Below are 12,668 nucleotides of genomic sequence, written 5' to 3' on the forward strand. Positions count from 1 at the left end.
CGGCGCGCCCGGGAAAGTGCGGGCTATGTTCGGGAGACCGGATTGCGCGAGATCAGCCCCCATTTGTCCGGATCGGTTTCCTGTGGCCGGGCTTTCAGCTGGACCAGGAGTTTGCGGGTTTCTTCGGGGGTGGCACCAATCCCGCTGGCCAAAGTGTCCAGCTTGCGCCAGGTGAAACGCTCATCCTCCAGCATGGCCAGCAGGCGTGCCTTCTGGCTCCGCTCCAGCGAACCGGACGAAATCTCGCGCCACCAGCTCAGTGTGCTGTCGGAGATATCCTTGATCCAACCCATGCGGGCAATTTACCGGGAAATCAGCGCCGGTTGAAGATGGCATCGGCGATATAGCCGGCCAGCACGGCCAGCAGGACGCAGAACAGGCCGTAAAGCCAGGGCAGGGTCTGCGCGAAATCATAGATGAAGCGTTCAAGCCCGGCCTTTTCCACCCGCAAGGCAGCGGACCGGCTGGCGATCACCCGGCCTTCGCGGAAGAGATAGACATCGGCGACATAATCCCCGACCGGCGTCAGGGGCGGCAGGGAAATCGTGGCCCGGAACAGACCGCCATCGAGGACTTCGACGCCGCGCTGGGCTTCCGCATAGAGATTCTGGCGCTCCCCCGCCCGGGCGATGGCCTGCAGATAAGGCAGGACGGTTTCCTGTGACAGTGTGATCTGGCCATTGGAAACCGGCTGGCGGGCAAACAGGGAGGGCAGGCCGATCCGGCCTGCTGCGAGTTCCGCATCGGAGGCAATGTCCTCGAGCGGCAAAGACGTGGCGATGGCGTAATAGCTGGGCACATCGGCAAACACGACCGGGTCGGAATTGACCCAGACACCGAAATTGCGCTCCTTGCGCATCACGCGCAGATCATATTCCGGACCCCGCAGCACGACGACGATCTCGTCCTGGATGGTCAGGCCGCGCGTCGCGCCATAGAGAACCAGTTCCTGGCCGACGAAATCCTCGCGGATTTCCACGGTCTCATGGGTCAGCGCGGCGACAATGCTCGGCGCCTCGGTCTGGATAAGGGGCTGCTGACCCTGCAGGGCCATGGCGAGCAGAATGGCGGAGATCATCTAGCTGCCCCCCTGCGGTTCGACCGGGATGACCACGAAGAGATCGGACGGGGTCACCACCAGGTCCAGCCCGATCTTGAAGCAGACGGCGAGTACCATGAAGGCCAGCAGGGCGCGCAATTCCTCGGCCTTGATGAAACGTCCGGCCTTCGCCCCGAACTGGGCACCGATCACGCCACCCACGATCAGGAGGGCCGCCAGAACGATATCCACCGTCTGGTTCTGTCCGGCCTGCAGCACGGTGGTCAGCGCGGTCACGAACAGGATCTGGAAGAGGGAAGTGCCGACCACGACATTGGTCGGCATGCGCAATATGTAGATCATGGCGGGCACCATGACGAAGCCGCCGCCCACGCCCATGATGGCTGCAAGAATGCCGACCAGGAAACCGATCGCGATCGGCGGGAAGATCGAGATGTAGAGGCCGGAGGCCGGGAAGCGCATCTTCACCGGCAATTGCTCCACCCAGCTGCGCCGGCGGCGTTTGGGGGCGGTGCTGGCCCGTCCGGAGCGCGCATTGAGGATGCTGCGCACGCTTTCCAGGAACATCAGTCCGCCGATCACGCCGAGAAAGCCGACATAGGACAGGCCGATGAAGAGGTCGATCTGGCCCAGGCTGCGCAGATAGGAGAAGAGCTGCACGCCGAAGAAGGAGCCGACAACACCGCCGGCAAGCAGGAGGCCGCCCATTTTCAGGTCCAGCGTCTTGCGCTTCCAGTGGGCGAGGGCTCCGGAGAAGGAGGAGGCGACGATCTGCGGGGCCTGGGTCGACACGGCCACGGTTGGCGGAATGCCGATGAACATCAGGATCGGCGTCATCAGGAAGCCGCCGCCAACCCCGAACAGGCCGGAGAGGAATCCGATCCCGCCGCCCAATCCGAGCAATAGGAAGATGTTGACCGAGATTTCCGCGATGGGGAGGTAGATCTGCACCGGCCGATCAGCCCGCCGCGGCACGTTCCAGACGTTCGATCAGAACATCATCGACATGTCCGGTGCGGGGCAGGCCCAGATCAGCCTCGAACTGCATGATGGCTTCACGCGTGCGCGCGCCCATCTCGCCATCAATCGGGCCGGGCGCATAGCCCAGCACGGACAGGAAGCCCTGGGCCCGGCGCACGGCGGCGACATCCGTGGTTGCCGTGCGCTCCCAGGGCAGGTCCTGGTAGATCCCGTTGGCTTCAGCGTCGATCGGGCGCGGCGTGAAGCCGGCAGCCGTCGAGCGGGCCGCGTCCAGGGCGGCCGGTTCCATCGCGCCCTCCAGCGCTGCAGCGCGTTCGCGGGCCGTCGGGTCATTGGCGCCATTGGCGGCAATCGTGAACCAGGCATAGGCGTCGGGCAGGCTCTGCGGCACGCCATCCCCGGTTTCATACAGCAGGGCGAGATTGAACTGGCTGTCACGCAGGCCGAGCAGGGCTGCCTCCTGGAACCAACGCGCCGCGGTCTCCAGATTTTCCGCGACGCCGGTGCCATAGTAGTACATCACACCCAGATTGTGCATGGCGCGGCGGTGGCCGGCATTGGCGGCCCGTTCGGTCCAGCGGCGCGCAGCTTCCAGGTCCTGGGGCACGCCTTCGCCGGTTTCCAGCAATTTGGCATAGCGATACTGGGCCGACGGCACGCCCTGTTCGGCGGCGCGGCGCAGCAGAATGGCGGCGCTGTCCGGATTGCCGTTCTCCAGCGCCTGCATGCCCAGCTGATAGCGCGCCACCGGGTTTCCGTCCGAAGCGGCGCTGGCCAGGGTGGTTTCGCGGCTGGAGGCCGGAGCTTGCGGCTGCGAGCGGGCCGGAGCCGAAGTCACAGGAGCCGCATCCACCGGCTCGGCCGCGGCCGGCATCATCGTGCCCGACGCATCCGCCATCACATTGGAGGGTGGCGGGGTTTGCGGTTCCGGATCAGGCTGGGCCTGGGCCACCGGCTCCTGGGAGATGGCGGGTGCCTCGGCCTGGGTTTCGACCGGCGTTTCAGCCGGGCTCTCTGACGGGGCGGCAGATGCCGGCTGTTCCGACAGGCCGGCCTCGACCTGGGCAATGAAGTCGCGTTCGGCCTGGGCTTCCACGGCGACGCGCTCGGCATCGCCCTTCCAGGCTTCCCAGACCAGCAGCGCGCCGGCACCGGACAGCATGGCCAGGGCAAAGACCGGCAGGGTGTAGAGCAGGGTGCGGCCCAGACGCGACGGTTTGCGGGGCTTGCTCGTGGCCTGGGCAGCAGGCTGGCCCGGCGCACGCGTGCGCTGGCGGGCGGCGGCCAGGAAATCGGAATCGGCTGTGGCGCCGATACGGCCGGTCGGCGCGGCCGGGCGCGGGGCGCGGGCCTGCGGTGCCGGTTCCGGCTGAACCGGGGCGGGTTGCAGGACCATGGCGGCCGCAGCGGGCTGCACTTCCGGCTGTGCTTGCGGGCGGGGCTGCGGCTGGGGAGCCGGCTCGGCCGGACGGGCCTTGCTGCTCGGTGCCGGTGCGGCTTCGGCGAGGAAGGGATCATCCTCGTCCAGATCGGCACCCAGCGGTGTTTCGGCCTGCGGCGGCGGCGAAAGCGGTGTATCGAAATCGATATCCTCTTCCGGCTCGATCGCGATCGGTTTGTCCTCGACCTTCACCTCCGGCTGGGCCTCGGGCTCAGCCTCCGGCTTCGGCGCATGCTTGGCCTCGATCGCCTCGAGACGGTCGGCCAGGGCAGACATCGCCCGCTGGACCGGGGAGAGGGCTTCTTCCGTTTCGTCGCGCACGGAGGACAGGCGTTCCTGGACACTGCCCAGGGCATCCTCGATCCGCTGTGCGGTGCGTTCCTCGGACTGGCGCAGCCGGTCTTCCAGCTCATCCTCGCTGGAACGGCGGGACTCGATCTTGTCGAGCATCTGCGCCATGCGGTCGGTCGCATTCTCGACGACCTGGCTGGCGCGGGTCTCGGACTGGTCGATGCGGTCAGCGAGCGAGCGGCCCAGACGCGTGACATCCTCGCCCATGCGGCGGATGGCATCGCGGCTTTCCTGGCGGACCTCGTCGAGACGGCGGTCCAGCTTGCTCTCATTCTGGCTTTCGCGCAGCGCGTCAGCGGCGCGACGCTCGCTCTCGGTCAGGCGGCGATCGATCGCACCGGCGAGCTTGGTGATCTCCTGGCCCAGACGGGACATGCTGTCGCCCTGGCGGCGTTCCGCTTCGTCCATCCGGGCCATGGCGCGGGTCAGCGCGTCCTCAAGCCGGTCGATGCGCGGTTCCGAAGCGGCACCGGCCATGGCCTTGGCCATCTGGCTGCGCGTGTCGGCGATAACGCGGGCGACATCCTCGGACAGGCGTTCGAAGCGGCGCTCCAGATCGACCGTGTCGGAAGAATTGCGGGTTTCCAGATGACGCAGACGGTCATCCAGCCGCGAGACCGACGTGTCGAGCGCGCGGGCCGCGTCATTGGTGATCCGTTCGGCCCCTTCCACCCGCGCCTTGAGCGCTTCCGTGGTCGAGGTCAGCTGACCCAGCGTGTCGGTGGTGCGGTCCTGCCGTTTGCGGTCGAGATCCGCGTAATCATCGGCGCGGGCTTCCAGCCGGGCGAGGCGAGCTTCCAGGGATTCCGAAGCGGAGCGGGCGTCGGTATCCAGCTCGTGCAGGCGGGCGGCGATATCATTTTCATGCTCATAGAGCCGGCGGGCCAGCTTCATGATCGTGGTTTCAAACGCCGCACGGTCTTCCGGCGAATTGGAAGCGGGGCCGGCCGCTTCGACCTGGCGCAGACGGTCGGCCAGTTCCTCATGGGATTTGCGGACCCGGTCGAGCGTGGCCTGGGCGGACTGCAATTCCGCACTTTGCCGGTCGCTGGACCGGCTGATCTTCTCGGCGAGCTGGGTAATGGCCTTGTCGAGACCGGAGAGGGTGCGGGCCGAGCGTTGTTCGGTGTTTTCCACGCGCTCGGTGAGGCGATTGACCATGGCGCGCAGCAGCCGGTCGTCTTCCTCATTCAGCGCGGAGCCGCCGCCAAATCCCGGGAAGGATTCCAGCGCATCATCCCATTCCGCCTTGGAGGGATCGGAGTCTTCCAGGATGACGCGATTGATCCATTCGCCCAGAGTCACGCCTTCCCGGCGCGCTGCTGACTTAGCCCGCGCCCGGGCGCGGGGATCGATCCCTTTCACGCTCCATGGCCCACTGGACGACATTTCCGAATCGCTCGCTCGACTTAACCGCTCAACGCTATTCTGCGGTTAATATTGTGTAAACCAAGCGCGCCGCCCCAAGATGTAGTGTTTCCACACCGAATCGCAGACTAGGGCTCGCACGCGAATTTCCTGAGTCTAGACAAGGCTCTGACTCGGTTAATGCGGGCTTAAATCTGTGGACAATCGTGGTTAATTTGCAGCGGCCGGGCCGAAGAAATCCGGGGCAAGCGACTGCAATTGTTCCTGCATTGCGGAAGCTTCGCGCAAGGGGGGTAAACGGTCGGCGTCAGGCAAGCGACGGGCGATCTCGAACAGCATCCAGGCGCTCTCGATATCATCGCGTGCGGCGGCATAACGGCCGGCATGCCAATAGGTCAGCGGCGCGAACGGGTCGGCCTCGGCGCTGGCCGCAAAGAAGTCCAGCGGCGACAAGTCGGGCAAGGCGCCCGGCGTCGCGGCTTGCTGGGCCGCGATGGACTGGGCGGCCAGCATGTTGATGGCGGCACCGGCAAATCCCTGACGGTGGGTCTGGCTGCGCAGATAGGCCAGAGCGCGTTCACGGTCATCCTGCATGTTGGACAGGGCGTTCATCAGGGCTTCGAAATCGGCATTGCCCAGACCGGCCGCGGTCACCTGGCTCATCCGGGCGCAGGCTGGCGAGTCCGAGCCATTGCGGCAGGGGCCGGCATGCTGGGCGATCTGGTAGAGCGCGAGATAGGCACCGGCGAAATCGGCGCGGTTCTGGGCGGCTTCGGAGGCCGCGACCAGGGTGGCATCCGTGGTGGCAGCCGCGGCCGGCTGGTTCAGGGCGTCAAATCCCGCCGCCAGAAGCCGGGTGATAGCCGGGTGGCCGGTCTCATAGGCCTCGGCTGGCGCTGACGGAATGTTTTCCGGCCAGGGAAAGGCGCCTTCGCCGGGATTGAGGCTCAGCCGGGTCCAGGTCTCGCGGCGCCCATCCGGGCTGGAGGGGCTGAAGACCAGGAAGGAGAAGCGTTCCGGAATGCCGCCGTCTTCGGGCAGGGCGTGCAGGGCGTCCGGATGGATCGGCAGGGCGTGGCGCATCCAGGCCTGGAACAACGCGGCCGCCTGTGATGTGTCGCTTTCACCGGGATCATAACCGAAAATCTCGCTGCCCATCTCGAAGCGGCGGATGGCGACATGGCCGTCCTCGTTCTCGGTGACATGCATGTCCGCTTCGGACAGGCGCACGCCCATGGCGGCCTCGATCCAGAAGCGCTCGAACTGGCTGCCGCCCGGGCCGGTCACCTCGTCCAGCTCCCCGTTCTGGGTGAAATAGGAGAAGGTGCTGACCTGGCGGTGCACATGCGCGACGATGGGTGCGTTCAGCACGGCGGGCCCTTCCAGCAGGGCGGTGCGGGTCAGGATACGGTCGGTGGCAAAATCGAACACGGTCCGGCCTTCGCTGGCCGGTTCGGAGGCATAGCCGTCACCGATCACGATCTCGCGCTGTTCCCTGCCCAGCGCAGTTCCGTCCAGGGCGCTGGTTTCGATCTGCCAGCGCGTGCGCAGCACATCTGTCGACCGCTCGCCGCGGAGTGCCAGATAGGCGTCCCGGTCGAGCCAGGCCCCGGCGGTCTGTGTGAGGCTCGGCGAGAGCTCAGTTTCCGGCGCGTCAACCGTCTCCTCGGTCTCTTCCTCGGGCTGTGGCGCGAAGATGGAAAAGCCCGGGTCCGGCTGCTGGGACAGGGCCGGAGCCGTTGCAGACAGGGCGAGGCCGGCCAGGCAGGCCAGGCCGGTAAAACGGGCGGGAAACAGAACCGGTTCAAACATGAGATGCAGCTTGCATGGGCTGGCTTGGCATTGAAAGGGGAAAGGCGGAGAGGCGCTGAAAATCCTGAATGTCACAGATTTGACGTTGACGTTCGCGTAAGTTTGTGAACACAGTTCACGGCATGATCAAGCCGGTTGCTCCCGATTCCGAATTCACCATCCGCGAGCTCGCCCAAGAGTTCGATGTGACCCCGCGCACGCTGCGCTTTTATGAGCAAAAAGGGATGATCACCCCGTCCCGCCGGGGCGCCGCGCGGATCTATTCCGCTGCGGACCGTGCCCGGATCGAACTGATCCTGCGCGGCAAGCGGGTCGGTTTCGCGCTCGATGAAATCAAGGAAATCCTCGATCTCGAGGCGATTGACCGGGGCGGCCGTGAACGGCTGGAGCCGGCAATCGAACGCTTTACCGCCCGAATCCAGGTGCTTGAGCAGCAGCGCGAGGATGTCGAGCGCGCCATTGCCGAGCTCCAGGCCGGCCTCGCCTGGATGCGCGAGCGTCTGGAAGATCGTACCCCGTCCGATGATGTCCGCCGCCGTGCCCGGGCGTTTGAAGCCCTGGCCCAGGCCCGACTTGATCCGTGGTCCGGTGCGCCCAGCGCCGGCTGATCCCCTTCACCAACCCCGACCGATTTCACACCGACTTTCCCGGAGAAACCCAGATGACCGCCTCGTATCGCGCCCCGGTTCGTGACCAGCGTTTCGTGCTGCACGACGTGCTCAACATCACCCAGTATTCCCACCTGCCCGGCTTTGCCGATGCGGATGCCGACACGATTGACGCCATCCTCGAGGAAGGCGGGAAATTCTGCGAAGGCGTGCTCGCCCCGCTCTCCAAGGTCGGTGATGTGGAAGGTTGTGTGCGGGACGAGGACGGCAATGTGGAGACCCCGACGGGCTTCAAGGATGCCTTCCAGCAAATGTCCGAAGCCGGTTGGACGGCATTGTCCTCTGACCCGGCCTATGGCGGTCAGGGCCTGCCGCACGTGCTGAACCTGGCCTTCAATGAAATGGTCTCCGCCTCCAACATGGCCTTCGGCATGTATCCGGGCCTGACGCTGGGTGCCGCTGCGGCGCTTCACACGGGTGGATCGGATGAGCAGAAAGAGCTCTACCTGCCCAAGATGATCTCCTGCCAATGGGGCGGGACGATGAATCTGACCGAGCCGCATTGCGGAACCGATCTGGGCCTGCTGCGTACCAAGGCCGTGCCGCAGGCGGATGGCTCCTACAAGATCACCGGCCAGAAAATCTGGATCTCCTCCGGTGAGCACGACATGGCGGAGAATATCATTCACCTCGTCCTGGCCCGCGTTGAAGGTGCCCCGGACGGTGTGAAGGGCATCTCCCTCTTCGTGGTGCCAAAATTCATCCCCGATGCCGACGGCAATCCGGGTGAGCGCAATTCGCTCAAATGCGGCGGTCTGGAACACAAGATGGGCATTCACGGCAATGCCACTTGCGTGATGGATTATGACGAAGCCACCGGCTGGCTAGTCGGCGAGGAAAACAAGGGTCTCAAAATCATGTTCGTCATGATGAATGAAGCCCGTCTCGGCGTCGGCCTGCAAGGTTATGCCCTGGCCGAGGCCGCCTACCAGCAATCCCTGGCCTTCGCGAAAGACCGTCTGCAGGGCCGCTCCCTGACCGGTCCGAAGAACCAGGACGGTCCGGCCGACCCGATCATCGTGCATCCGGATGTCCGCCGCATGCTGATGGACCAGAAATCCTTCGTCGAAGCCGCCCGTTGCTTTGCCCTGTGGACCGCGCTGCATGGCGATCTGGAAGAGAAATCCGACGATCCGTCCCAGCGCGAAAAGGGTGGCGACTACATGGCGCTGCTGACCCCGATCGTGAAGTCCTACCTGACCGGCAAGGGCTATGACATGGTCTCCAACGGCCTGCAGGTGCATGGCGGTTCTGGCTTCACCGAGGAATGGGGCGCGTCCCAGCTCCTGCGCGATGCCCGCATCACCCTGATCTATGAAGGCACGAATGGCGTGCAGGCGCTCGACCTGGTCGGCCGCAAGCTGGCCATGAACGGCATGCGCCCGATCACAACCTTCTTTGCCGAGCTGGACGCCTTTGTCGCCGAGGGCGGCAATGACGAGACCCAGCCCTTCGTCAACGCGGTCGCGGACACCAAAGCCAAGCTGAAACAGGCGACCGACTGGCTGATGAACAATGCGCTGAACAATTTCGACCATGCCGGCGCGGGCAGTCATGACTATCTCAACCTCTTCGGCCTGACCTGCCTCACCTATATGTGGGCCAAGATGGCCAAGGTCGCTTCGGCCAAGATCGCCGCCGGCGAGACCGATCCGCACTATGCGACCAAGCTCAAGACCGGCCGCTATTTCCTGGACCGCTGGGTCCCGGAAGCCGGCATGCACCTGGCCAAGGTCGAGGCCGGTGCCGACAGCATGATGGCCCTCGAAGAAGAGGCCTTCTAAGCCGATCAGGACAGGGCGGGACCGGGCCAGTGAGAGCCTGGCCCGCCCTTTTCGTTTCCGGTCGATATCGTCAAGGACAGTCAAATCCTGGGGAGGATGATTGATGTTTCAGGACCCGCTTAACGTACCAAAACCCGCCTTCCTCGAACGCGAGGATGTGCGCATGTTCGAGGACAGCGTCCGCGCCTTCATGGCGAAGGAATGCGTGCCCAATGCCGAAAAATGGGAAGCCAATGGCATGGTCGACCGCGAGGTCTGGACCAAGGCCGGTGAGGCGGGAATTCTCTGCCCGTCCGTGCCCGAGGAATATGGAGGGGCCGGGGGTGATTGGGGCCATGAATACGTCTTCCACACCGCGGGTGCCGAGATCGGCGCGGCGGGCTGGGGCGTCGGCCTGCACAATTCCATCATCGCGCCCTACGTCACCCATTACGGGTCGGAGGACCAGAAGAAGTCGATCCTGCCGCGGATGATCTCCGGCGAGCTGATCGGCGCCATCGCGATGAGCGAGCCGGGCACCGGGTCCGACCTGCAGAGCGTCAAGACCACAGCCGTCAAGGATGGCAATGGCTATCGCATCAATGGCCAGAAGACCTTCATCACCAATGGTGGCTCCGCCAATTTCGTGATCGTGGTCGCCAAGACGGACCCGACCAAGGGTTTCGACGGTGTCTCCCTCTTCCTGGTCGAGACGGAAAAGGTGGAAGGCTTCAAGCGCGGCCGCCTCCTCGACAAGGTCGGCATGAAGGCCCAGGACACGGCCGAGCTCTTCTTTGAAGACATGTGGGTGCCCGCCGATGCGCTTCTGGGCGCGGAAGAGGGCCAGGGCTTCATCCAGCTGATGCAGCAATTGCCCCAGGAACGCCTGCAGATCGCCGTCCAGGGTGTCGGCGCCATGAAGCGCGCTTTGTTCGAGACGGTGAAATACGTCAAGGAACGCGAAGCCTTCGGCCGTCCGGTCATGAAGTTCCAGAACACCCAGTTCAAACTGGCCGAGTGCAAGACCAAGGCGACCATGGCGGAAGTCTTCGTCCACCATTGCTCGGAACGCCTGATGAAGGGCGAACTCGATCCGGCCACCGCCTCGATGGCGAAATACTGGGTCTCCGAAGCCCAGAATGAAGTCATCGACGAGTGCGTGCAGCTGCACGGCGGATATGGTTACATGCGCGAATATCCGATCGCGAAAATGTGGACCGACAGCCGCGTCCAGCGGATCTATGGCGGGACCAATGAGATCATGAAACTCCTGATCGCAAGGACGCTGTAGGGATGAGTGAGGCGGGCGCCATTCAGGTTGAGGGACGTGGGCAGAACCGCATGCTGTCGGCATTTGCTGGCCTCGCGGCGCTTTCCCTGTTCTCGGTCTTGAGCGGCGCCCTGTTTTCCCTCGCCCGTTCGTTCGGTCTACTGGACGGTTTGACGCCCGAGGCTTTGGCGCAGCATTCCAGCACGTTGAATTTCATCGCCCTCCTTGTCGCAGGATTGGCGACTGCGGCTATCGGCTGGTGGCTGCGCAGGCAGGGTTCAGTGCTCTGGGGCGTCAGCCTGTTGGCCGTCGTCGGTGTGTGGGACGGTTTTGTGCGCGGCTCGAGCTGGATCGATGCTGTCCGCCGGGCTCAGGGGGATGCCGACATGGTCAACTGGTCTGTGTCTTACCTGCCGTTTCTGACGCCGGTTCCTATCCTTGTACTTCTGGTGTTTCTTGGTGCCGGCGCTCAAAAACTTCGGGAGAACTTCAAATGATCACCCCGCTTGCCGTGTCCCTCCTCCTCACCACCCAATGCATCGGCTATGGCGCCGAGGGCACGCTGGAAGAGCAGTTCGACCAGTGCCTGGCGGGGGAATGGGGCGAGGAGGGGTGCACCTCCGGCCGCACCATCCAGCATTCCGGTTTTGAAAATGCCGAGGGTGAGGCCTGCACGATGGATTACTTCATCCGCGATCCCCATACGGGCGGTTTCCGGATTGGCTCGCTGTGCGGCGAGACCGAAGAGGACGAGCGTGGCGAGATCGCGGTCTGGATCATCGAGGATGGCCAGCTGAAAATGGGCAGCCAGATTTCCGGCTTCCAGACCATGGCCTGGCGGTGTGAAGCGGAGGCCGGTGATGAGTGAAGCCGGCGAAACCAAACCGTCCGTGATGTCCTATGTCGGCAATGCCGTGCTGGGGCTTCTCGGACCGGTCGTGGCCATGGTGATTGTCTCCATGGTGCTCGGCCCGATCTTCAACCCGGCGATCGGACAGGCCGGCGGTCTGGCTGCGGCCGCCTTCGCCGCCCTGGTCATTGCAGCCGGCGTTGCGAAAACGCGGACCCATGCCTTCATGATGGCCGGGATCTGGCTGGTCGTGGTTGCCGGCATGCTCGTTTCCGCCGGCACGTTCGCCATGGATTTCGTCTGGCTCGGCCTGATCACCCTGGCCTTCATCGCCGGGGCCTTCCTGCAGAAGTATCGCCGCCGATGAGCCTTTTGTTTTCCCGCCGCGGAGTTCGTGTCTGATGTACATCCCCCCCGCCTTCCGCATGGATGATGAGAGCGAAATGCGTTCGCTGATGCGCACCTATGATTTCGCGCTCATGCTGGTGCCCGGCGCGCCGGACCTGGCGGCCACGCACATCCCGCTCAAACTGGCTGACGAGCGCCAGGTCCTGATCGGCCATGTTGCCATGGCCAATCCAATGGCCGAGGCGATCCAGGCAGGCAAGGAGGCGGTCGCCATCTTCTCCGGTCCGCACGCCTATGTCTCACCGACCTGGTATGAAGATCCGAGCAAGAATGTGCCGACCTGGAATTATGTCGCCGTCCATGCCTTCGGCGTCCTGGTGCCGCTGGAAGGTGAGGAGGCCGAGCGCTCCCTGTCCTCCCAGATTGCCGATTTCGAGTCCGAATGGCGCATCACCGATATCGAGCTGCAGCGCCGGGCCAAGCTGGAATCCGCCATCCAGTGTTTCGAGTTCGAGATCCATCGCCTGGAAGGCAAGGCCAAGCTCTCCCAGAACAAGTCCATCGAGGAACGCCTGCGCATCGCGCATGCCCTCAATGAACGCGGCGAACACGCTGTCGCCTTCCACATGGTCGAAGACCAGGAGGGGGATGATGAGTGAGGCGCCCAATAATAGTGGAACAACCACCCGCCCCGCCAACAGGGGCCAAAAGCGTTAGTCGATAAAAGGAAACCAGCCCGCCAAGGGAAAGGAACCC

At 64.3% G+C, this 12,668-nt stretch carries 12 protein-coding genes; 7 read left to right on the forward strand and 5 right to left on the reverse strand.

What is annotated here, in order from left to right; genetic code table 11:
• Positions 1-23: 23 nt before the first annotated feature.
• The 5 genes from I0K07_RS05535 to I0K07_RS05555 all read right to left on the reverse strand — a co-directional run bounded on the left by I0K07_RS05535 (position 24) and on the right by I0K07_RS05555 (position 7,013).
• Positions 24-293, reverse strand: coding sequence for a hypothetical protein (locus I0K07_RS05535; RefSeq protein WP_203291822.1), 270 nt, complete (start codon positions 291-293; stop codon positions 24-26).
• A gap of 20 nt (positions 294-313) precedes the next feature.
• Positions 314-1,078 (reverse strand): TIGR02186 family protein, encoded by a 765-nt coding sequence (locus tag I0K07_RS05540; protein WP_203291823.1) that lies wholly within the window; start codon positions 1,076-1,078, stop codon positions 314-316.
• Complete coding sequence (locus tag I0K07_RS05545; RefSeq protein WP_203291824.1) at positions 1,079-2,011, reverse strand: TSUP family transporter; 933 nt, start codon at positions 2,009-2,011, stop codon at positions 1,079-1,081.
• Between the two features lie 7 nt (positions 2,012-2,018).
• Complete coding sequence (locus tag I0K07_RS05550) at positions 2,019-5,138, reverse strand: peptidoglycan-binding protein (protein WP_203291825.1); 3,120 nt, start codon at positions 5,136-5,138, stop codon at positions 2,019-2,021.
• A 273-nt stretch (positions 5,139-5,411) separates the two neighbouring features.
• Positions 5,412-7,013, reverse strand: a complete 1,602-nt coding sequence (locus tag I0K07_RS05555) for a hypothetical protein (protein ID WP_203291826.1) — start codon at positions 7,011-7,013, stop codon at positions 5,412-5,414.
• Positions 7,014-7,135: 122 nt separating this feature from the next.
• Here I0K07_RS05555 and I0K07_RS05560 point away from each other — a divergent pair, with 122 nt between their 5' ends.
• From I0K07_RS05560 to I0K07_RS05590, 7 genes are all read left to right on the forward strand, one after another.
• Complete coding sequence (locus I0K07_RS05560; RefSeq protein WP_203291827.1) at positions 7,136-7,621, forward strand: MerR family transcriptional regulator; 486 nt, start codon at positions 7,136-7,138, stop codon at positions 7,619-7,621.
• Positions 7,622-7,674: 53 nt separating this feature from the next.
• Positions 7,675-9,465 (forward strand): acyl-CoA dehydrogenase C-terminal domain-containing protein, encoded by a 1,791-nt coding sequence (locus tag I0K07_RS05565; protein ID WP_203291828.1) that lies wholly within the window; start codon positions 7,675-7,677, stop codon positions 9,463-9,465.
• 103 nt (positions 9,466-9,568) lie between these two features.
• The gene (locus tag I0K07_RS05570; RefSeq protein WP_238934569.1) at positions 9,569-10,735 is read left to right on the forward strand and encodes an acyl-CoA dehydrogenase family protein; all 1,167 of its coding nucleotides are present in this window, start codon (positions 9,569-9,571) and stop codon (positions 10,733-10,735) included.
• 2 nt (positions 10,736-10,737) lie between these two features.
• Positions 10,738-11,211 (forward strand): hypothetical protein, encoded by a 474-nt coding sequence (locus I0K07_RS05575; protein WP_203291829.1) that lies wholly within the window; start codon positions 10,738-10,740, stop codon positions 11,209-11,211.
• On the forward strand, positions 11,208-11,582 hold the full coding sequence (locus I0K07_RS05580; RefSeq protein WP_203291830.1) for a hypothetical protein: 375 nt from the start codon (positions 11,208-11,210) through the stop codon (positions 11,580-11,582). Before I0K07_RS05575 ends, I0K07_RS05580 begins: the two co-directional genes overlap by 4 nt.
• The gene (locus tag I0K07_RS05585; protein ID WP_203291831.1) at positions 11,575-11,931 is read left to right on the forward strand and encodes a hypothetical protein; all 357 of its coding nucleotides are present in this window, start codon (positions 11,575-11,577) and stop codon (positions 11,929-11,931) included. The genes I0K07_RS05580 and I0K07_RS05585 overlap by 8 nt, the downstream gene beginning before the upstream one ends.
• A gap of 34 nt (positions 11,932-11,965) precedes the next feature.
• Positions 11,966-12,571: an FMN-binding negative transcriptional regulator gene (locus tag I0K07_RS05590; RefSeq protein WP_203291832.1), complete on the forward strand. Its 606-nt coding sequence runs from the start codon at positions 11,966-11,968 to the stop codon at positions 12,569-12,571.
• Positions 12,572-12,668 lie beyond the last annotated feature (97 nt).

The sequence above is a fragment of the Maricaulis parjimensis genome, assembly GCF_016817355.1.
Lineage (GTDB): Bacteria > Pseudomonadota > Alphaproteobacteria > Caulobacterales > Maricaulaceae > Maricaulis > Maricaulis parjimensis.